Genomic DNA, 21,684 nt, shown 5'->3' with positions numbered 1-21,684 from the left:
TATGGACCGCATCGTCTACGACCGCATGGCCGAGCATGATTCCACCCATTGGTGGTATGTGGCGCGCCGCGACATCCTCGCCGACTTCATCGCACGCGAGGTGAGCCTGCCCAAGGGCGCGCGCATCCTCGAGATCGGTTGCGGCACCGGCCACAACCTCCCGATGCTCGGCGCGTTCGGCGAGGTCGATGCGATCGAGATCGACTCGGCCGCGCGCAGCATCGCGAGCAAGCGGCTGGGCAAGGAAGTCGGCAGCGCGCCGCTGCCCGAGCTGTCGGGCGTCGCCGACGGCCAGTATGACATGATCGCGGTGCTCGACGTGGTCGAGCATATCGAGGAGGACGTCGCCGCGCTCCAGGCGATGGCCAAGCGGCTCAAGCCCGGCGGCTCGATCCTGATCACCGTGCCCGCGCACCAGTGGATGTGGAGCGCGCACGACGTGGTCAACCACCACAAGCGCCGTTACTCCAAGGCGACGCTGACCGCGGCGCTGGAGCGGGCGGGGCTCAAGTGGCGCAAGCTCGGCTATTTCAACTCGCTGCTGTTCCCCGCGGCGGTCGCGGCGCGGCTGGTGGGCAAGCTCACCGGCAAGGACGACAGCGACGATTCGCCGCCGGCCAAGCCGATCAACGCGCTGTTCGAGAAGATTTTCGGGCTGGAGCGCCACCTGGTCGGCCGCGTGCCGCTGCCACCGGGCCTGTCGCTGATCGTGCTGGCGCAGCCCAAGGGGTAATCGCGTTTCGAGGGGCGGTGTCTTTCAGTAGGACAGCGCCATATGTAGGGTGTAGTCTGGAATATGGATTCCACACTCTTCCAGATACATCACGGCCCGAGCAGGAACCGACAGCAGCGCAGATAGACCCAAGGTCGCGAGCGCGACATTCCTTCCACGTACGCTGGTCTTTTCCCACAGCAAGCCCGCCAAGGGATAGAGCGGCAGCAGTGCCAACCAGCTCCAGGCGATTCCAATGCGGGCCGCGGATAGATCATGAACCAAGCCGCCCGACCAGAAGGCTGCGACGCACCAGCCGAGACCGAAGTAGCTGCCCCAGATTAGATTACTGCCCCATTCGCCGAACAGGACGCCGAACAACAAGCTTGGTAAAATCGAGCATGCGAGAAACGGTAGAAGGACGAACACAAGGCTGAACTGAGCCTTGCTCATTCTGACTGGGTAGAGACGGATCGGGCTCGCAGCTGATCGCATATAGGTTAGTTCGCCTCGGCGATCGCCACCAGCGCGGCGTCCATCGCCGGCGTGGCGGAGGTGCCCGAGGGCACGTCATTGGCATAGGCGGCGAAGGTCAGCGTCTTGCCGCTCTTCGTCGTCATATAGCCGGCGAGCGCGTTGGTCGCGTTGATCGTACCGGTCTTGGCGAAGATCTTGCCTTCAAGGATCGTGCCCTTGAAGCGGCGGGCAAGCGTGCCGTCGACGCCGCCGATCGGCAGCGTCTCGCGCCACGCTGCGCCCCAGGGCTGCGCGGCGATCCAACCGAGCAGCTTGACCATGCCGCGCGGCGCGATGCGGTTGTAGGTCGACATGCCCGAACCGTCGGAGAAATCCCAGGCGGTGCGCGGCACGCCCGCCCTGGCGAACATTGCCTCGATCTCGACCTGTCCGTCGGCGACCGAGCCGGTGCCGCGCGCCAGGCCGGTGCGGCGGAGCAGCAGCTCAGCGTGGAGATTCTGGCTATCCTTGTTGATCGTGCGGATGTCGTCGAGCAGCGGCGGCGGGGTGAGCGTGGCGAGCTGCGCGCCGAATTCGATCTGGGGCGGGGGCGTTCCGGCGCGCTGGCGCGGGTCGTCGCCCGGGCCGACCGGACGATAGCGCGACCCGATCTCGCCCTCGACCTGCACGCTGCGCTCACGGAGCAAAGCGGCGAGGCGCCAGGCGGCATAATGGGCCGGATCGTCGATGCCGAAGCGCAGCGTCTGCGGCGCGGCATCGGCAGCGATCGTCCCCGTGATGCGAAGCGCGCGATCGAAGGGCAGGCGGTCGAATTCGAGGTCGGTCTTGCCGCCCGCCGCGACCGTGACGGCGCGGTTGTCGATCGCGAGATAGCCGAGGTGGCTTATGCCGGGCGCCTGGCCCGCTTTGGCCGGCGTGACGACGGCGGCGAGTTCATTGTCGTCGAGGGTGAGCGCGGCGATCGCGGTGCCGTAGCGCGACGGGATGTTGTTCCAGCTCATCCCAGCGCTCCACCGCTCGTCGGGGAGCAGGCTGGAATCGCCGGTGACGTTGCGGACGTGTCTGGCCCGTGCGGCGACTGCGTCGGCGAGGGCGGCGAGGCAATTCGCGACGCAGCTGGGCGCGCTCGAGAGGCGTGCGTCGCCCCGGCCGGTGAGGATCACGTCGCGCCCGTCGAGCCGGACCGCAGCGCCGCCAGCGGCGTCGGGCCGGTCAAGCATGGGCAGGGTGGCGAAGGCCGCGGCGGTGGTGACGATCTTGGTGTTCGAGGCCGGGATGAAGCGCTGGTCGGGATTGACCGTGACGACCTCGCGACCCTGCGCATCGGCGACGACCAAGCCGAAACGCGTTCCCGTGGCCGCCCTGGCGAGCTCGGCCTCGACCCTGGCCTGAAGCGGCGCAGCCTGCTGCGCGGACAGCGGCGCGGCGAGCGTGAGCGCAAGAAGGGCGAGTGCGCGCTTCAGAGCAGGGTCGGTGGTTCGGCCTTGCGGCGCGGCGTTTTGGCGGGGAGGGGTGGCACGGCAGGCGCCGCGTCGGGCAGGTCGGGACGGGCCGGTGCGTGCGGCGACACGGTGACCTCGCCCGAATCGGCGAAGCGGTAGCCGAGCGAGGCATGGCCCTTCACCGGCCCCGCGACATCGGCGACGAGATAGAGCGGGCGGCGCTTCGATTCGACGTAGAGCCGGCCGAGATACTCGCCGATCATGCCAAGCACGAACATCTGCACCGCGCCGAGGAACACGACGACGAGCATCGTCGAGGTCCAGCCCTGCACCGCATTGCCGGCGAGCCAGCCGATCACGATGTAAAGGAACAGCAGCGCCGACAGGCCGGTGAGCGCAAGGCCTGCGTGACTGGCGAAGCGCAGCGGCGCGGTCGAGAAGCCGGTCACGGCGTCGAGTGCAAAGCGGATCATCTTGGCGAGCGGATATTTGGTCTCGCCGGCGTGCCGCTCGTGCCGGTCATAGACGAACGGCACCTGGCGGAAACCGACCCAGGCGACCATGCCGCGAATGAAGCGCGCCTGTTCGGGCAGTGACAGGAAGGCGTCGAGCGCACGCCGCGTCATCAGCCGGAAATCGCCGGTGTCGAGCGGGATCGGCGTATCGGTGATCCGGTCGAGCATGCGATAGAAGAAGGCGGCGGTGACCTTCTTGAAAAAGGTCTCACCCTCGCGCTTGCGGCGCACGGCATAGACGACGTCGGCGCCCTGCTCGCGCATCGTCGCGCGCATCTCGGTCAGCAGCTCGGGCGGGTCCTGCAGATCGGCGTCGATGATCAGGATCTCGTCGCCCGCACACAGATCGAGCCCGGCGGTGAGCGCGAGCTGATGGCCGTGATTGCGCGAGAGGTTGATCGCGACGAGGCGGGGATCGGCCCCGGCCAGGCGCTGCATCACCGCCCAGCTGCCGTCGCGCGAGCCGTCATTGACCAGCACGATCTCGTAATCGTCGCCGACCGCGGCGCGCACGGCGGCCGAGACGCGGCCATGCAGCAGCTCGAGACAGCCTTCCTCATTGTAGCACGGCACGACGACCGAAAGCTTGGGACGTTGCATGACGTGCGGCTTTAGCGCGCTGCCGCCGAAACGTCATGCGCGATTTGCACGTGCCCCGGCGCCGCGCAATTGACAGCGGTTCGCAACAAGCTTAGGCGCCCCTAGCTAATGCGAGTCAGTCGCAATCGCAAAATGAAAGGGGCAAGATGAAATCGATGCGGGTCATGCTGGCGGCGGGCGTCAGCGCGCTGGGGTTGCTGGCGGGGGCGCCGGCCTCAGCCGACGAGGCCGATCCCGAAGCGCGTGACACGGTGACCGTCACCGCCACCCGCTCGCCGCTGGCGACTCAGGATGCGCCCGCGACGGTCAGTGTGATCGGCGAGGAGCAGATTGCCGACGAGCTGGTGACCGACATCAAGGAGCTGGTGCGGTTTGAGCCGGGCGTGAGCGTGACGCGCCAGCCGACCCGCTTCGGCGCGGCGCTCGGCACGACCGGCCGCGCGGGCAATGAGGGGTTCAACATCCGCGGCATGGGCGGCAACCGCGTGCTGATCCAGGTCGACGGCGTGCGCGTGCCCGACGGGTTCAGCTTCGGTGCGCAGGGCGTGGGTCGCGGCGATTATGTCGATCTGGGTCTGATCAAGTCGGTCGAGATCCTGCGCGGCCCGGCCTCAGCGCTCTACGGCAGCGACGGACTCGCCGGCGCGGTGAGCTTCATCACCGCCGATCCCAAGGATTTCCTGCGCGAGGGCGAGAGCTTCGGCGGCCGCGCGCGCGCCGCGTGGTCGTCGGCCGACAACGAGTTCAGCGAGACGCTGATCGTCGCTGGCCGGTTGGGCGACTGGTCGGCGATGGCCGCCTATACCCGCCGCGACTTCAACGAATATGAGAATCAGGGCGAGGTTGGCGGCGACCGCGCGACACGCACCAAGGCAAACCCTCAGGACGGCCGTTCCAACGCGGCGCTCGGCCGCATCGTCTATGAGAGCGGCGGGCACCGCTTCCGCCTGACCGGCGAGTATCTCGACACGCATCTGTTCACCGACGTGCTGACCGGTCACTCGGCGACTATCGTCGATCTCGATGCGACCGACACTGGGCATCGCTGGCGCGGCGCGTTCGACTGGACGTGGGACGGCAATGGCCGGATCGAACAGGCACGCATTACCGCCTATCTCCAGGATTCCGAGGATCGCCAGTTCACGTTCGAAGATCGTAACCCGGCGGTCGACCGCACGCGCATCAATACCTTCGAGAACCGCATCTATGGCGCTTCGGGCGAGCTGCGGCTCAACTTCGGGAGCGCCGAGACGCCGCAGCGCATTGTGCTGGGCGGCGACATCAGCGTGACCGAACAGGAGGGGCTGCGCGACGGCACCGTGCCGACGCCGCCTGACGTGTTCCCGACCCGCGCCTTTCCCAGGACCGACTATACGCTGGCCGGGCTGTTCGCGGCGGGCGAGATCACGCTGGGCCCGGTGACGCTGCATCCGGCGCTGCGCTTCGATCACTACAACCTCTCGCCCGACGACGATCCGCTGCTGCCGAGCTTTGCCGCGGCGAAGCAGGAGGGATCGCGCGTCTCGCCCAAGATCGGCGCGGTGGTGAAGCTGGGCGAGGAGATCCGGCTGTTCGGCAACTATGCGCAGGGCTTCAAGGCGCCTGAGCCGAGCCAGGTGAACCAGTTCTTCGAGAACCTCGCCTTCGGCTACACCTCGCGACCCAATCCGAATTTGCGGCCTGAGACCAGCGAGGCGTTCGAGGCCGGCATCCGGTATCTGGGCAGCAACGTCCGGCTCGACCTCACCGCCTTCCATGTCGACTATGACGACTTCATCTCGCAGGACAGCGTCGGTGGCAGCGGCACCGCGGCCGATCCGACGATCTTCCAATTCATCAACATCGATCGTGCGCGGGTAAAGGGCGCCGAGGCGCGGTTCGAGACGTGGAACGATGCGGGCTTCACCGGGCGTCTCGCCATCTCCTACGCCACCGGTGACGAGATCAGTCCGACGGGCGTCAAGTCGCCGCTGCTGTCGGTCGATCCGCTCAAGGTAGTGGTCGGCGCCGGCTGGCGCGATCCGGGCGGGCGTTTCGGCGGGCAGGTGATCGCGACGCACAGCGCGCAGAAGGAGCGCGACCGCGCGGGCGGGCAATACACGCCTCCGGGCTTCACCACGCTCGACGTCACGGCGTTCGTGAAGATCGCCGACAGGGTCACGCTGCGCGGCGGCCTCTTTAACCTGACCGACGAGAAATACGCCTGGTGGAGCGACGTGCGCGGGCTCGCGGCGACCTCGACGATCAAGGACGCCTACACCCAGCCGGGCCGCAACGGCAGCGTGTCGGTGAGCGTCCGCTTCTGAACGATAAAAGGAGGGCAACGAAATGAAGAAGATGATGTGGATCGCGGGAGCGGCGCTGATCGCCTCCACCGCGCCGGCGCTGGCCGATGGGCCGGTCAAGCCGCGGGCGGAGGCCGAGGAGCAGAGCTCGTTCGAGGCCGACCGGCGCGACATCCTGGCGATGGCGGGCAACTACAAGGTCAAGTTCGACATGCGCGAGTCGACGCCATGGCGCGCCGACTACACGCCGATCGAGGCCAAAGTCTCGGGCGGGCATGAATCGGTGCGGGTGATCGAGGACACCGGCCGCGTGATCCGGCTCCAGCACCTGCTGGTGGTGAGCCACGAAGGCAAGGATCACGTCATCAAGCATTGGCGCCAGGACTGGGAATATGAGCCGGCCAGGGTGCTGGTCTATTCCGGCCCCGACAGCTGGACCTGGGAAGACGTGCCCGAGCGGATGCGCAAGGGCCGCTGGTCGCAGACCGTCTACCAGGTCGACGACAGCCCGCGCTACGGCGGCTGGGGCCAGTGGACGAGCGAGGCGGGCATCCGCCGCTGGCGCTCCAACTGGACCTGGCGCCCGCTCGCCCGCCGCGATGCGGTGCGCGGCCCGGTCTATGATCGCTACTACGCGATCAACCGCCACCAGGCGTTCCCGGGCGGCTGGATCCACTGGCAGGACAATACCAAGATGGGCGAGTTCGACGGCAAGCTCGAGCCGGTCGTGCAGGAATATGTCCTGAACACCTATACCAGGTTCGACGGCTACAAGGTGCAGGCGGCCGACGATTATTGGGCGGCGACCAAGGGCTATTGGGCAGCGATCCGCGGCGAGTGGGACCGCATCGCCGCGGCCAAGAACGGCATCCGCATCACCGAGGCGGCCGAGGCCGGGACGGTGATCGCCAGCCGCCTGCTCGGCATCGCCGACGAGATCCAGAGCGGCAAGACCAAGGAAGCCGACGGCATCAAGACCGCCAAGGCGCTGATGGACCAGGCCACACGCGCGGCAGGACAGGTGGCCGCCAACTAGTTTCACCAGACCCTCCGGCACCCCATGTGCCGATCCTTGGCCCGCTTCCGGATTCAGCCCCCGGAAGCGGGCCTTCTTTTCGTGGTGCGCTGCAACAGGATCGTCACGCTTTGCCGACATGGGCCGGGCATGGGCATTCCGCCCACGTCAACCTGAGGGGCACCACAACATGTCGATCCGCTTCCCGCTGCTCGCGCTCGCCAGCCCGATCGCGCTCGCCGCCGCCACGCCTGCGCTGGCGCAGGAGACGCCCGCCGACGCGCCCGAGGCCGGCGAGGAGATCGTCGTTACCGCGCAGTTCACCGAACAGCGCCCGATCGAAGTGCCCTTCGCGCTCACCGCCTATGACGACAAGTTCCTCGAGCGGCTCAACATCCAGGAATTCGACGCGCTGTCGCGCTATGTCCCGGGCTTCGAGGTGCAGAACCAGTCGCCCAACAATCCCGGCTTCGTGATGCGCGGCATCACCTCGGACTCGGGCAGCGCGTTCAACGAACCGCGCGTCTCGGTCTTCCAGGACGGCGTGTCGATCTCCAAGTCGCGTGGCTCCTATGTCGAGCTGTTCGATCTCGAGCGCGTCGAGATCGCCAAGGGGCCGCAGTCTACGCTCTACGGCCGCGGCGCGCTGATCGGCGCGGTCAACCTGATCCAAGCCAAGGCCGATCCGTCGGCGGGCTATGGCTATCTCAAGCTGACCGGCGGCGACTATGGCATGTACCGCGTCGACGGGACGTGGAATATCCCGCTGACCGACGAACTGGCGATCCGCGCCGCGACGCGCGTCAAGAAGCGCGACGGCTATGTCGAGAATTTGCTCGGCGGCGAGGATTTCAACGGCATCGAGAGCGAGGCGGTGCGCGGCAGCCTGCGCTGGGCGCCGCAGGGCTTCACCTTCGACCTGATCGGCAACTATCAGACCGATCGCGCGACCGGCACCTCGTTCAAGTCGATCGCCTATAACCCCACCGACCCGGTCACCGGCGCGGTGCTGGGCGATCGCGGCCGCAACTCGGGCGCGGCGCTGGTGGCAGGCCCGGGCTTCGAGGGCGGCAAGCGCCTCGGCCTCGAGCGTCAGGTGTGGGGCGTCACCGGCATCGCCAATGCCGAGCTCGGCGGCGGCTTCTCGCTCAACGGCACGCTCGCCTATCGCGAGTTCAGCGGCATCGAGATTTTCGACGCCGACGGCATTTCGCTGCCCGCGCTGACCGCGGCCGAGGATGCGGCGGGTGAGCAGACCATGGCGACGCTGCGCCTCAACTGGGATAATGGCGGCAGGTTCAAGGGGTTCGTCGGCGCGACTTGGTTCCATGAGGACGGCTATCAGCGCACCCCCGCGCAGTTCGACGAGCGCGTGGCGCTGGCGCGCCTCACCGGCACGCTCAACGGCGGTGGCGCGATCCCCGGCCGTCCGGCGAGCGATCCGGCGCCGCTCGCGGTGTTCGGCAACGCCGCCTTCACCAGCCAGCTGCTGCGCGGCATCGTGCGGCAGAATGTCGCCGCGGCGGTACCGGCCGCGACGCCCAACCGCGACGCGGTCATCGACGCGCAGACCAATGCGATCCTGCCGGCGGCCACCGCCACGGGTATTGCCGCCAACCTCAAGAGCACGCATCGCGAGACCAGCACCAACTCCAGCCGCACCAAGGCGTGGGACCTGTTCGCCGACGGGACGTTCGAGGTCACCGACGGGTTCGAGATCGGCGGCGGCGTCCGCTATAGCCATGACGACAAGCGCACGTCCTACACCGCCTCGGTCCAGAATGGCCGCTCGATCATCGGCGGGTTCATCGGCGCGCTGAGCCAGAGCGCGGCGACCCGCACCGCGCTGCTCAACGCGCTGGCGGTGCCGGGCGCGGCGAACATCCCGCAGTCGGTGGCCTATCCGGTGCCGCTGTTCGGGCTCGGCCTCCAGCCGACCGCCAACAATGGCGACGTGGCCGCGCAGGAGCTCGACAATGGCGGTTTCACCTGGCGCGTCACCGCCCGCTACGAGCTGAGCCCGCAGGCGAGCCTCTACGCCAACTATGCCCGCGGCCGCCGGCCCGAGGTGCTGAGTGTGGCACCGCCCACCGCCCCCGGCGGTGCGGCGCGCTTCAACCTGCTGCCGTCGGAGACGGTGGACAGTTTCGAGATCGGCGTGAAGACCGAACTCGCGAACCGCACTTTGTTCCTGGACGGCGCGGTCTTCTACTATGACTACAGCAACTTCCAGACCACCGAGCAGTCCGGCACGACCTTCATCACGGTGAACGCGGGCAAGGCCGAGAGCTATGGCTTCGAGGGCCAGATGCGCTGGAACCCGGCCGGCTGGGTCAATCTGTTCGCGACCTATGCCTATAACCACAGCCGCTTCAAGGCGGGTGCGCGCGAGGGCAACCGCTTCCGCTTGTCGCCCGATCACAGCGCCTCGGCGGGGGTGACCTTCCGCGGTGATCTCGGCGCGGCGGTGGTGGACTTCACCCCCGACGTGACCTGGCAGTCGAGCGTGTTCTTCGACGACGACAACGACCTGCCCGCACTGCAGACCGGCAACCTCATCCCCGACGCCGCGCAGGACGAGAAGCAGGGCGGCTATGCCGTCGTCAACGCCCGCCTCGGCATCGAGACCGCCAACGGCCGCTGGCGGATCGAGGGCTTCGTCACCAACCTGTTCGACCAGGCGTACATCAAGGACGCGGGCAACACCGGCGACGGCCTCGGCATGCCGACCTTCATCGGGGGCGAACCGCGCATGTGGGGCGGATCGCTGACGCTGCGGCTCGGGGGGAAATAAGTCCCTCCTATCCCTCCCCCTCCGGGGGAGGTGGCATCGCGCAGCGATGACGGAGGGGCCGCCCCGTAGAGGGCGGAGTTTTGCCGAACTGTTTCCCGCCGTCTGCGCGGCGGCCCCTCCACCGCCTTCGGCGGTCCCCCTCCCCCGTTGGGGGAGGATTAAGCTAGGCCGAGGCCATCCGCCGGGCGTCTTCCTCCACCAGCCGTTCGAGGATGGTGAGCGGCGTGGCGCCGCGGCGGATCACCTCGTGGAACTGCTTGAGGTCGAACTTGGCCCCGGCGATCTCCTGCGCCTTCTTGCGCGCGCGGACCCAGCTGGTGTGACCGATCTTGTAGCTGCACGCCTGGCCGGGCTGCGTGCAATAGCGCTCGATCTCGCGCTGCGAGCGCGGGCGGGCGAAGCCGACGGTGTTGACCATGTAATCGGTCGCCTGCTCGCGGGTCCATTTCTTGGCGTGGATGCCGGTGTCGATCACCAGCCGCGCCGCGCGGAACAGGAAGGACTGGAGATAGCCGGCGCGCTCGAGGTCGTTGGCATAGGCGCCGAGCTCGTCGGCGACTTGCTCGGCATAGAGCGCCCAGCCCTCGGTATAGGCGCCGAAGAAGCTGAACTTGCGGATCATCGGACCCTCGGCCTGCTGCGAGGTGCTGATCTGCAGGTGATGGCCCGGCAGCCCCTCGTGATAGGTGAGCGAGGGCAGCGAGAATTTGGGCCAGTCGGCGACGCTCTTCAGATTGATGAAGTAGATCGCCGGGCGCGATCCGTCGAGCGCGGCGCGGTTGTAATAGCCGTTCGACGCGCCGTCCTGGATCTCGACCGGCACCGCGCGGATCTCGAGCGGGGCATTGGTCGGGTTGATGAACATCTTGGGCAGCAGCTTTGCCACCTTCTCATTGTCGGCATTGAGCGACTTCAATAGCTCGGCGCGACCCGCGGCGGTGTCGGGATAGAGCTGGTCGGGGCGCTGGTTGAGCGCGGTCAGCCGCTCGCCGACGCTGCCCTTGGTCAGACCCTGCGCCTTGAGGATCGTGTCGAGCTGCGCGCTGATCTCGGCGACTTCCTGAAGGCCGATCTGGTGGACCTCGTCGGGCGAGAAGTTGGTGGTGGTCGCCTGGGCGAGCGCTGCGGCGTAGATCGCGTCGCCCTGCGGCACGTCCCACACGCCTGCGGTGGTGCGTGCGGTGGCGCGCTGCTGCTTGATCAGCGCGAGCTGGCGGTCGAGCGCGGGATAGACGGATGCCTCGATGATCTTCGCGGCCCGGGCGCCCCAATCGCCGGCGATGCCCTTGGCGGCGGTGCGCTGGACGAGCGACCTGGCGATGGTGTTGTCGATCGGCGCCGGGGCGCGCAGCTTGCCCATCTGCTCGATGGTGAGATCGAGCGAGAAATCGGGCGCGACCACGCCGCGCTTGCCAAGCTCGGCCTGTTCCTGCGTGTTGTAGTCGAGCGCCTGGCCCATCTGCTCGAGCCGCGACAGCAATGCCTCGGCGTCGTCCTTGGTCGCGATCGTGTGGGTCGTGTTGAGGAAATCGGGCATCGAGAAATAGACGCCGCCCTGCTGGAAGATCGCGAAGGGGCGCATCACGGCGTCGAGCTGGAACTTGTCGCGCGGCAGCAGCTGGCTCTTGACCGAGTAGATCACGATCTCGCGGTCGAGCTTCGAGGATTCGGAGAGGGTCGCGGGATCGACCGCCTCGATCTTGGCGAGATACGCCTTGGTCTCAGCCTGCGTCTTCGCCTTGGCGGCGGGCGAGCGGTCGGTGAGCTGGCGCTTGAGCGCCGCGCCCGGTCCCTTGTCGAAGCCGATCGACGTGGCGAGTTCGGGCGCGCGCTGGATCATGTCCTTGAGCAGCGAGTCGAAGATCGCGTTGAGTCCGGCGTCGCCCGGCCCGGCGGCAGGCGCCGCTGCGGCCTGCATGGCGCGGGCGGCGGCGGGGGATGCGGCTAGCGCGGCGGCAGCGGTGCCGGAGGCAAGGAAGGTGCGGCGATCCAAGGAGCGATCCTTTCGGGTTAGCGGGCGTGAGCCCAGGTTCCGGGACGGCGAGTGATTCGGCCTGCAGCGACGGGGTGTAGGCAACGGAAGCTGTCAAAGCTCACACTACGTCTCCCCCGATTCCCCCTTGCCGTCACGCGACGCGGTCCCGACGCGCACGCGAGGAAGGCAAGGGATGGCCATGCATCGGCGAAGGCAAGCAAATCGGTTCCAACATTGCAACGACGTTGGTCGAATCGTCGGGCAAGCATCAACCCTCCCCCTGGCGGGGGAGGGTTGATTGCTACCTATACCCGTTCGGCGGAGCTCACCGCATCGGCGGCGCGGAGCGCGGCGACCAGCTTCATCAGATGCGCCGCGTCGCGCACTTCGAGATCGATCATGTTGGTGTGGAAGGTGGTGTCGCGCGTGTCGAAGCGGATGTTGAGGATGTTCGCCTTGTGCTGGCCGAGCAACGTCGCGACCGCGCCGAGCGCGCCGGGCTCGTTCTTGAGCGTGACCGCGATGCGCGCCGTGCCGCCCTCGGCCTTGTCGCCCCAACCGATGTCGATCCAGTCGCTGTCCTCGACATCGTCGAGCCTGGGGCAGCTGATCTGGTGGACCTCGATCGGCGCATCGGGCTGGCGCACGCCGACGATGCGATCGCCCGGGATCGGGTGGCAGCAGGTCGCGAGGGTGAAGCTGACGCCGGGGGTGAGGCCCTTGATCGAGATCGGCTCGCGCGCGGCGGGCAGGGCGGGGGCGTCGCCCTCGGTCGAGCCGGGCATCAGCGCTTCCATCACCTGCGCGTCGGTGAATTTCCGCCGCGCGATCGCCTCCATGAGGCCGTCGGCGTCATCGAGCTTGAGGCGAGTGAGCGCGGCGCCCAGCGCCTCCTCGCCGATCGGCACGGGCAGATGGCCGACGATCTCGTCATAGAGCTTGCGGCCGAGCGCGATCGTCTCGTCGCGCTCCTTGTGGCGCAGATGCCGCCGGATCGCCGCGCGCGCCTTGCCCGTGATTGCGAAGTTGAGCCAGTTTTCCTGCGGCCGCTGCGCCTTTGACCGGAGGATCGCGACCTGGTCGCCCTGGCTGATTTCGGTGCGCAGCGGGACGACGCGGCCGTTGATCTTGGCGCCGACCGACTGGTCGCCGAGATCGGTGTGGACGGCATAGGCGAAGTCGATCGGCGTCGCGCCCTTGGGCAGCTGGATCAGCTCGCCCTTAGGCGTGAAGGCGAAGATGCGGTCCTGGTACATTGCCATCCGCGTATGCTCGAGCAGCTCCTCGGGGCTCTCGGCATTTTCGAGGATCTCGACCAAGTCCTGGATCCAGCGCACCTGCGTGTCGGGCCGGACATTGTCCTGCTTGTAGGCCCAGTGCGCGGCGAGGCCGTATTCGGCCTGGGCGTGCATCTCACGCGTGCGGATCTGGATCTCGACGCGCGTGTCGCCGGCATGGATGATGCTGGTGTGGAGCGAACGATAGCCGTTGCGCTTGGGGGTCGAGATGTAATCCTTGAACCGGCCCGGCACCATCGGCCAGCGGCGGTGGATGATGCCGAGCGCGCGGTAGCATTCCTCCTCGGTCCCGACGATCGCGCGGAAGGCCATGATATCGGACAGCTGTTCGAAGCTGACGTGGCGCTCCGACATCTTCTTCCAGATCGAGTAGGAGTGTTTCTCGCGGCCCGAGACATCGGCCTCGATCCCGCCGCGGGACAGCAATAATTTGAGGCCCGAGCCGATCTTGGCGATGCGGTCCTCGCCCTCGACCTTGAGCGCCTCGAGCCGCTTGGTGATCGACTCATAGGCTTCCGGCTCGAGCTGCTGGAAGGCGAGAGTCTGCATCTCGTTCATGAACTCGTACATGCCGATCCGCTCGGCGAGCGGGGCATAGATGTCCATCGTCTCACGAGCGATGCGGCGGCGCTTGTCCGGGTTCGGGATATGGTGGAGCGTGCGCATGTTGTGCAGCCGGTCGGCGAGCTTGACCAGCAGCACGCGGATGTCGTCGGACATCGCCAGCAGGAACTTGCGGAGGTTCTCCGCGGCGCGCTCGTTCTCGGTCTGCGCCTCGATCTTCGACAATTTGGTGACGCCGTCGACCAGCCGCGCGACGCTGGGGCCGAACCTGGCGAGGATCTCGTCGGGCGTCGCGACGGTATCCTCGATCGTGTCGTGGAGGATCGCGGTGGCGATCGTCTCGTCGTCGAGATGAAGGTCGGTCAGGATGCCGGCGACCTCGATCGGGTGGCTGAAATAGGGGTCGCCCGAGGCGCGCTTCTGGCTGCCGTGCGCGTGCATCGAGAAGACGTAAGCGCGATTGAGCAGCGCTTCATCGGCTTCGGGGTCATAGCTCAGGACCCGATCGACAAGTTCATATTGACGCAACACCCGTCCAAGATGGTGCGGCGGGCTGCTGCTTTGCAATAAGTTTCAATGCGAAGCGGGCACCGGCGACGCCGATGCCCGCGCAGGTGTGGCTTTGGTGTGACTTACTTGGCGCGCGCGTTGCAGGCGGCGAGCGCTTCGGTGTCGAACGCGGTGCCGCCGACGCTGAACGCGGAGAGCGCGCCGACGCGCTGCACGGCGCGTTCGCACATCACCTTGTCCTGGGTCGAGGTCTTGGGCGCGGTGCACACGGCATCCTTGCACTTCCAGATGGTGTTCTGGGTGACGAAGCTGGTTTTTTTCGGTGCTTCCACGGCGGTTGCGGCGTAGTGGCCGCCCGACTGGGCGAGCGCGGCCGAAGGCATGAACGCCGCGAGCGACAGCGCGGCGGCGGCGAGCGGGGCGAGGCGGATCATGATGATTCTCCCTGGGGTAGGCGCAACAAAGGTTGCGAATCGCTACTTATCAAACTAGGTTTTAAGTTGCAATCGAAAACTGGTGCTGCGCCGCCGCAACTTAAGCGGTTTGTCGGCAAGGGAAATTGGAGTAGGTTCAACGGTCATGGGTCATAACGGACTGCGAGAGCCGCTTCGTCAGCTGGCAAATCAATGCAGCCTTCCCGCCGCGCTGGAGGCGATGGGCGAGCGCTGGTCCTTCCTCATCCTGCGCGCATCGTTCAACGGCCTCTATCATTTCGAGGAGTTCCAGTCGGAGCTCGGGATCGCGCGCAACATCCTTGCCAACCGCCTGGCGCGGCTGGTCGATCATGGCATCCTCGAACGGCGGACGTGCGACGACGACCGCCGCAAGGTGGAATATCGCCTGACCGACAAGGGCTTCGCGCTGCTGCCGACGATGGTCGCGCTGCGGCAATGGGGCGAGCGCTGGGAGACCGGCGAGCCTGCTACGCCTGTGTTGGTGGACGCCCGCGACCATCGGCGGATCGCGCCGGTGCAGGTGATGAGCCATGACGGCCGGCCGCTGACCAAGCACGACCTGCTCTGGTCGCTGCCCGAGGACGTCGTGGGCGAAGGCCGTCAGACCGCCGCGCAGGAGGCGGCGGAGTAAGGCTCATTTGTCCGCAAGCACGGTGCGGTTCCGCCCTGCCGCCTTGGCGCGGTAGAGCGCGGCGTCGGCGCGGCGCATCAGTTCGTCGGCGGGCACGTTGGCATGCATCGGCGCGAGCCCGATGCTCACCGTGACGCGGAAACTGCCCGCTCCTGTCGCGATGTCCGTGGTCTCCAGCGCGTGGCGCAGCCGCTCGCAAGCGGCCAGCGCGGCCGATGCGGAAAGCGTGGGGAAGAGGATGGCGAACTCCTCGCCGCCCAGCCGCGCGATCACGTCCTCCCCGCGCAGGTTCGCGCGCATCACATCCGCGAAACTGAGCAATGCGGCGTCGCCGGCGGCATGGCCCAGCCGGTCATTCACTCGCTTGAAGTGATCGAGGTCGAGCACGGCCAGCGTTCCGACATGACCGAAGTCACGCGGCGGGATTTCGTCCAGCCGCTGCTGGAAGGCGCGGCGGTTGAGCACACCGGTCATCGGATCGGTCGTCGCCTGGCGCTCGAGATCGGCTTCGCGCGCCTTTTGCAGGCTGAGGTCGCGGACGACGCTGACGATGCTGGCGATCCGGCCATTCTCCTTCGCGACGGCGCGCGCGGTGGTCTCGAACCAGCGCGTCGCGCCACCGGCGACGAAACCGCGATATTCGACGCGATGGGTCGAATCGGGTGCGGCGAGCGCGGCGAGATGGACCGTGCGCACGCGCTCGCGATCCTCCTCCGCGATAAGGCTCAGCGCGTTGCGGCCGATCAGTGCCAGCGGCTCGAGGCCGGTGAGTTCGCGCACGGCGGGCGAGGCAAAGCGGATCGTGCCCCAGGGGTCGAGCGTCAACATTGCGTCCGAGGCGTTGTCCGCGATCATCCGGTAGCGCGCCTCGCTCGCCGCGACGGCGTCGGCGAGCCGCCGGTTCTCCGCCATCAGCGTCGCGAACGGCAGCGCGATCAGGAAGATGATGCCGATATAGAATTGGAAGAATTGCAGATGAACCGCCTGGCTGCCCTCCACGAGCTCCACCGGCCCATGACCGGCCATGGTGTAGATGGCGCCGATCACCGCGATCGCGAACACGCTGAGCGCGGCGCCCGCGAACCGGAACATCGCGGTGGCGATGATCGCGGGCAGGATCGGAAGAAACAGCAAGGGTAGCCTGCTCTGGGAGAAGGTCACCGAGACGACGGCGACCACGCTGGCCATCACCAGGACGAAGCTAGCGACATCGAACCGGCGCGTCAGCCCCTCCCAATAATTGCGGCCGCCAAGCGCAAGCAGCGCGACCGGCGTGCCGATCAGGATGCCGAGGCCGTGGCCAATCATCCAGTTGGTCCAGGTGAAGGACGGCTCGACACCGCGCGCGAGCCACAAGGTGAGGCTGGCGATCACGCCGCTGGCGGCGGGTGCGATGAAGCCCGCGGCGAGGACGAAGGCAGGAATCGACCGCAGCCGCAGGAATACGCCGCGTGCCTGGCCCAGATAGCCGAGCAGCTTCCAGCCGAGGAACGCCTCGCTGAGATTGGCGACGACGAAGATCGGCGCGAGCGGAGCGAAGGGGGATATGACCATCGTCGCCGCGCACGAGCCCACCGCCGCGACCAGCAGCAGCCGGAGATGCTCGCGCGAGGGGCGCGTGCAGAGCGCCGCAAGCAGCGTCGCGTTGGCGAGCCAGAGCAGCGCGACATTGTCGCTGAGACGCGTGAACGAGATCGCGGCGAGCGCGAGCGCGAAATAGGCGACGCCCACGCCGCCCATGACGAGCGCACTCCGGCCGGTTCGGGCAAGCTGAACCATCTCCCCGTCCCTAGACGGGCGGCGTTAAGACCGGGTTGACACCAGAGTTTCAGCGGACGCGAAGGCGGGTCGAAAACCGATGCCTTCGCGTCCGATCGCGGTCAGGCCGTCTTCGCGCCGGTGTTGACACCCATCGACACCAGATATTTGCGCACGTTCCGCGCCGCCTGGCGCAGGCGCTGCTCGTTCTCGACCAGCGCGATGCGCACGAACCCCTCGCCATTCTCGCCGTAACCGACGCCCGGCGCGACCGCGACCTTGGCGTGCGTGAGCAGCTGCTTGGAGAATTCGAGGCTGCCGAGATGCGCGAGCGCAGGCGGCAGCGGTGCCCAGGCGAACATCGACGCGGCGGGTGAGGGGATGTCCCATCCCGCTCGGCCGAAGCTCTCGACCAGCACGTCGCGGCGCTTGTGATAGAGTTCGCGGTTCGTCTCGACGATGTCCTGCGGCCCGTTGAGTGCGGCGCAGGCGGCCGCCTGGACGGGGGTGAAGGCGCCGTAATCGAGATACGACTTCACCCGCGTCATCGCCGCGATGAGCTGCTTGTTGCCCACCGCGAAGCCGATCCGCCAGCCGGCCATCGAATAGGTCTTGGAGAGCGAGGTGAACTCGATCGCGACGTCCTTGGCGCCCTTGACCTGCAGGATCGAGACGGTCGGCTTGCCGTCGTAATAGAGCTCGGAATAGGCGAGGTCGGAGATGATCCAGACCTTGTTGTCCTTCGCCCACGCCACCAGCCGCTCGTAGAAGGCGAGATCCACCGTCTCCGCGGTCGGGTTCGATGGATAGTTGACGACGAGGATGCTCGGCCGCGGCACGGTGAAGCTCATCGCCCGCTCGAGGCTCTCGAAATAGCGCTCGTCCGGGGTGGTCGGCACCGCGCGGATCGTCGCGCCCGCGATGATGAAGCCGAAGGTGTGGATCGGATAGCTCGGATTGGGCGCGAGGATCACGTCGCCCGGCGCGGTGATCGCGGTGGCGAGGCTGGCGAGCCCTTCCTTCGATCCCATGGTGACGACGACCTCGCTCTCGGGATCGACATCGACCCCGAAGCGGCGAGCATAATAATTGGCCTGGGCGCGGCGCAGGCCGGGGATGCCCTTGGACTGCGAATAGCCGTGCGCCGAAGGCTTCTGCGCGACCTCGCACAATTTGTCGATGACGTGCTGGGGCGGGGGCAGATCGGGATTGCCCATGCCGAGATCGATGATGTCCTCGCCCGCCGCACGTGCTGCTGCCCGCATGCCGTTGACTTCGGCGATGACGTAGGGCGGCAGGCGCTTGATGCGGTAGAATTCCTCGGACATCGTATTTCTCGGTGAGCTCCTCTTGAGGTCGCGCGGGATGCGCGGAGCCGTTATACAGGGACCAGGCAGGGGTGCCAGAGGAGAGGCGAGTGGCGGCGGAAAAGAAAAAGACGGCGACACCCAAGGCCGCGAAGACTGCCAAGCCCCGCCAGCCCGCGGCGAAAAAGCCGAAGACCGAACGCCAATCTTCTCCTGCTCCCGAAGCTGGGGCGCAGGAAGGCACCGCGGCGCCGACGCTGGAGGAGCTTCAGCACTGGACCTGGGTGCTCGGCCGTGCCCAGCAGATGATGATGGAGCAGGGCCTGGATCTCGTCGCCAAGGCGCCGCCCTTGCCCGCCGCGTCGCCGCTCGATCCCGCCGCCGCGATGCGCGCCGGCGCCGACTTCTGGGCGGACACGATGGCTCTGTGGCAGCGCTTCCTCGATCCCGCCAAGGCGGCGCCGTTCGAGGAGACGCCCGAACAGGCGCGCGACAAGCGCTTCAAGGCGCCGCAATGGCGCGAGCAGCCGGTGTTCGACTTCATCCGGCAGAGCTATTTCACCCTCTCGCGCCACCTGCTCAAGGGCGTCGAGACGATCGAGGGGGTGACGCCGAAGCAGCGGGAGCAGCTGCGCTTCGTGACCCAGGGCTTCATTGACGCGATGAGCCCGTCGAACTTCCCCGCGACCAACCCGCTGGTGCTCGAGCGGACGATCGAGACCAAGGGCGAGAATTTGCTCAAGGGCCTCGCCCATATGCTCAAGGATCTCGGCAGGGGGCAGATGACCCAGACCGCCGAGGGCGTGTTCGAGGTCGGCAGGAACATCGCGACCACGCCGGGCAAGGTGGTCAAGCGCACGCCGCTCTACGAGCTGATCCAATATTCGCCGACGACCGAGACGGTGTTCGAGACGCCGCTGGTGATCTTCCCGCCCTGGATCAACCGCTTCTACATCCTCGATCTCAGCCCCGAGAAGAGCTTCATCCGCTGGGCGGTGGAGCAGGGGCTGACCGTGTTCGTGGTGTCGTGGAAGTCGGCCGACGCGTCGATGGCCGATGTGGTGTGGGACGACTATGTCGAGCGCGGCCAGATCGATGCGATCGACACGGTGCGCGAGCTGCTTGGCGTCGAGGCGGTGCATGCGATCGGCTATTGCGTTGCGGGCACCACGCTGGCCGCCACGCTGGCGGTGCTCGCCGCGCGGGGGCAGGCCGGCAAGGTCAGGAGCGCGACCTTCTTCACCGCGCAGGTCGATTTCAGCGAGGCGGGCGACCTCAACGTCTTCGTCGACGACGAGCAGCTCGCACTGATCCAGTCGCTGACCACCGAGGGATTCCTCGACGGGCGCTATATGGCCGCGACCTTCAACCTGCTGCGCGGGCGCGACCTGATCTGGAACTATGTCACGAGCAACTATCTGCTCGGCGAGGATTATGTGCCGTTCGACCTGCTGCACTGGAATTCGGACGTCACCAACCTGCCCGCCAAATGGCATGCGAGCTATCTGTCCGACCTGTATCGCGACAATCTGCTGGCGCAGGCGGGCGCATTGAGCATCGGCGGGACGGCGGTTGACCTGAGCAAGGTGATGGTGCCCGCCTATATCCAGGCGGGCCGCGAGGACCATATCGCGCCGGCCCGCAGCGTATGGAAGATGACCAGCCATTTCGCGGGGCCGATGCGCTTCGTGCTCGCCGGATCCGGGCATATCGCCGGGGTGGTGAATCCGCCGGCGGCGGGCAAATATCAATATTGGACCAACGACGAACCGGCGGCAACGCTCGACGAGTTTGTTGCGGGTGCGACGGAAACCAAGGGCAGCTGGTGGCCCGATTGGATCGGCTGGATCGACGCGCTCGATGGCGCGCGGGTGCCGGCTAAAGGTGCGCGTATTCCAAAGCATAATCAGGAACTTGGTGACGCTCCCGGAAGCTATGCCAGAGCCCGGTAGAGGATTATTGTGCACTGCACAAAAAGCGTCTTGAAACTGTCTCGCTAACCACGTATATGCTGCGTCGCAACAATCGCTGCGAGGACCGCATATGGCCAGCAAGGCTCCCGGAACCGGCGCGAAGAAGCCGGCCGCCAAGACCCCCGCTCCGGTGAAGCCCAAGGCGGCTGCACCTGTCGCGAAGAAGACCGCCGCTCCGAAGCCCGAGGCCGCACCGGCCCCGGTCGTCGAGGCGGCAAAGCCGGTGATCGTTGCCGAACCGGTCGCGGAGATCGCCCAGGTCACCGCGGAAACCGTTTCGGAAGTTACGCAGACTGCAGCCGAGACGTTCGCGGAAGCCGCCGCGCCCGTCGCCGAGATCATTAAGGACACCGCCCCGCAGATGGCGGACACCGCAACCAAGGGAACTGACATCATGGAAACCACGATCGAGAAGACCCAGGCGTTTTTCGCCGACTTCAACGACCGCGCCAAGGCTGCGGTGGAGAAGAACACCAAGCTCGCCGGTGAGTTCACCGACTTCGCCAAGGGCAATGTCGAAGCGCTCGTCGAGAGCGGCAAGATCGCTGCCAAGGGCTTCGAGGCCCTGGGCCAGGACGCCGCCGAGTACAGCCGCAAGTCGTTCGAGAACGCGACCGCGACGCTGAAGAGCCTGGCGGCCGTCAAGTCGCCCGCCGACTTCTTCAAGCTGCAGAGCGACTATGCCCGCTCGACGTTCGACTCGCTGGTTGCCGAGACCTCGAAGAACACCGAAGCGTTCATCAAGCTCGCCGGCGACGCCGCGCAGCCGGTCTCGAACCGCTTCGCGGTTGCCGTCGAGAAGGTGAAGACCGCGGCCTGAGCCATCGCTCGGATCGGAACAAGTGGGGCGGTCGCGCAAGCGGCCGCCCTTTTTCTCGCCTGCAGTCCCCGAAATTCGCGGTTAGTGCCCTTGCCCTCGATTCCCGGCTGCCATATTTTTGAAGTCCTCATGACAGTGCCGCCCCAACCGCTCCTCATGGCAGACGATGCCGACCGCGACGATGATGCCGATGGCGGCTCCGCCACCGGCGTCGCCACGCGCACCCGCGCCAAGACCAAGAAGCCGACGCCCTATCGCGTGCTGATGCTCAATGACGACTACACGCCGATGGAGTTCGTCGTGCTGGTGCTGCAGCGTTTCTTCAAGATGGACATGGAAGAGGCGACGCGCGTGATGCTCCATGTCCACCAGCGCGGCGTCGGGGTGTGCGGGGTGTTCAGCTACGAAGTCGCCGAGACCAAGGTCGCGCAGGTCATCGATTTCGCGCGCCAGAACCAGCACCCGCTGCAATGCACGCTGGAGAAGGCGTGAGCGCGGTTCACGCCGGGGCCCGTTGACCGCCAGCGGCGCTTGCGCCCGGCCCGCGAGTCGG

Annotated in this window: 16 protein-coding genes; 8 read left to right on the top strand and 8 right to left on the bottom strand. The window is 67.0% G+C overall.

Features of this window, described 5'->3' with window-relative positions:
* The first annotated feature begins 1 nt into the window (after position 1).
* Entirely contained in the window at positions 2-733 is a 732-nt protein-coding gene (locus OK349_RS07575) for a class I SAM-dependent methyltransferase (RefSeq protein ID WP_265117205.1), read from the top strand.
* A 24-nt stretch (positions 734-757) separates the two neighbouring features.
* On the opposite strand, the gene OK349_RS07570 is transcribed toward OK349_RS07575, so the two are convergent.
* The 3 genes from OK349_RS07570 to OK349_RS07560 are packed head-to-tail and all read right to left on the bottom strand — an operon-like array spanning position 758 to position 3,746.
* Positions 758-1,165, bottom strand: coding sequence for a hypothetical protein (locus OK349_RS07570; RefSeq protein ID WP_265117204.1), 408 nt, complete (start codon positions 1,163-1,165; stop codon positions 758-760).
* 47 nt (positions 1,166-1,212) lie between these two features.
* Positions 1,213-2,607 carry a D-alanyl-D-alanine carboxypeptidase/D-alanyl-D-alanine endopeptidase gene (gene dacB / locus OK349_RS07565; RefSeq protein ID WP_265118559.1) on the bottom strand — a complete coding sequence of 465 codons (1,395 nt, stop codon included), beginning with the start codon at positions 2,605-2,607 and terminating at the stop codon, positions 1,213-1,215.
* A gap of 41 nt (positions 2,608-2,648) precedes the next feature.
* Positions 2,649-3,746: a glycosyltransferase family 2 protein gene (locus OK349_RS07560; RefSeq protein ID WP_265117203.1), complete on the bottom strand. Its 1,098-nt coding sequence runs from the start codon at positions 3,744-3,746 to the stop codon at positions 2,649-2,651.
* A gap of 155 nt (positions 3,747-3,901) precedes the next feature.
* Between OK349_RS07560 and OK349_RS07555 the strand changes: the two genes are divergently transcribed.
* From OK349_RS07555 to OK349_RS07545, 3 genes are all read left to right on the top strand, one after another.
* Positions 3,902-6,052, top strand: a complete 2,151-nt coding sequence (locus tag OK349_RS07555) for a TonB-dependent hemoglobin/transferrin/lactoferrin family receptor (protein ID WP_265117202.1) — start codon at positions 3,902-3,904, stop codon at positions 6,050-6,052.
* 22 nt (positions 6,053-6,074) lie between these two features.
* Positions 6,075-7,067 carry a DUF6607 family protein gene (locus OK349_RS07550; protein ID WP_265117201.1) on the top strand — a complete coding sequence of 331 codons (993 nt, stop codon included), beginning with the start codon at positions 6,075-6,077 and terminating at the stop codon, positions 7,065-7,067.
* 169 nt (positions 7,068-7,236) lie between these two features.
* The gene (locus OK349_RS07545; RefSeq protein WP_265117200.1) at positions 7,237-9,840 is read left to right on the top strand and encodes a TonB-dependent receptor; all 2,604 of its coding nucleotides are present in this window, start codon (positions 7,237-7,239) and stop codon (positions 9,838-9,840) included.
* A 163-nt stretch (positions 9,841-10,003) separates the two neighbouring features.
* On the opposite strand, the gene OK349_RS07540 is transcribed toward OK349_RS07545, so the two are convergent.
* The 3 genes from OK349_RS07540 to OK349_RS07530 form a co-directional block, all read right to left on the bottom strand.
* The gene (locus tag OK349_RS07540; RefSeq protein WP_265117199.1) at positions 10,004-11,833 is read right to left on the bottom strand and encodes a DUF885 domain-containing protein; all 1,830 of its coding nucleotides are present in this window, start codon (positions 11,831-11,833) and stop codon (positions 10,004-10,006) included.
* 287 nt (positions 11,834-12,120) lie between these two features.
* A complete protein-coding gene (locus OK349_RS07535) occupies positions 12,121-14,208 on the bottom strand; it encodes a RelA/SpoT family protein (RefSeq protein WP_265117198.1) in 2,088 nt (695 codons plus the stop codon).
* 101 nt (positions 14,209-14,309) lie between these two features.
* A complete protein-coding gene (locus OK349_RS07530; RefSeq protein ID WP_265117197.1) occupies positions 14,310-14,621 on the bottom strand; it encodes a CC_3452 family protein in 312 nt (103 codons plus the stop codon).
* Positions 14,622-14,766: 145 nt separating this feature from the next.
* Here OK349_RS07530 and OK349_RS07525 point away from each other — a divergent pair, with 145 nt between their 5' ends.
* Entirely contained in the window at positions 14,767-15,273 is a 507-nt protein-coding gene (locus tag OK349_RS07525) for a winged helix-turn-helix transcriptional regulator (RefSeq protein WP_265117196.1), read from the top strand.
* Positions 15,274-15,276: 3 nt separating this feature from the next.
* Here OK349_RS07525 and OK349_RS07520 read toward each other — a convergent pair whose 3' ends face one another.
* Both OK349_RS07520 and OK349_RS07515 read right to left on the bottom strand, forming a co-directional pair.
* Positions 15,277-17,052: a sensor domain-containing diguanylate cyclase gene (locus tag OK349_RS07520; protein ID WP_265117195.1), complete on the bottom strand. Its 1,776-nt coding sequence runs from the start codon at positions 17,050-17,052 to the stop codon at positions 15,277-15,279.
* 101 nt (positions 17,053-17,153) lie between these two features.
* Positions 17,154-18,359, bottom strand: a complete 1,206-nt coding sequence (locus OK349_RS07515) for an LL-diaminopimelate aminotransferase (protein WP_265117194.1) — start codon at positions 18,357-18,359, stop codon at positions 17,154-17,156.
* Positions 18,360-18,622: 263 nt separating this feature from the next.
* On the opposite strand from OK349_RS07515, the gene OK349_RS07510 reads away from it, so the two are divergent.
* From OK349_RS07510 to clpS, 3 genes are all read left to right on the top strand, one after another.
* Complete coding sequence (locus OK349_RS07510) at positions 18,623-20,290, top strand: PHA/PHB synthase family protein (RefSeq protein WP_372340570.1); 1,668 nt, start codon at positions 18,623-18,625, stop codon at positions 20,288-20,290.
* Between the two features lie 91 nt (positions 20,291-20,381).
* Positions 20,382-21,131 (top strand): phasin family protein, encoded by a 750-nt coding sequence (locus OK349_RS07505; protein ID WP_265117193.1) that lies wholly within the window; start codon positions 20,382-20,384, stop codon positions 21,129-21,131.
* Positions 21,132-21,287: 156 nt separating this feature from the next.
* The gene (clpS, locus tag OK349_RS07500; RefSeq protein ID WP_265117192.1) at positions 21,288-21,623 is read left to right on the top strand and encodes an ATP-dependent Clp protease adapter ClpS; all 336 of its coding nucleotides are present in this window, start codon (positions 21,288-21,290) and stop codon (positions 21,621-21,623) included.
* Positions 21,624-21,684: the final 61 nt, after the last annotated feature.

This window comes from Sphingomonas sp. BT-65, from assembly GCF_026107375.2.
Lineage (GTDB): Bacteria > Pseudomonadota > Alphaproteobacteria > Sphingomonadales > Sphingomonadaceae > Sphingomonas.
This window is presented reverse-complemented; position numbering and strand designations above follow the sequence as displayed.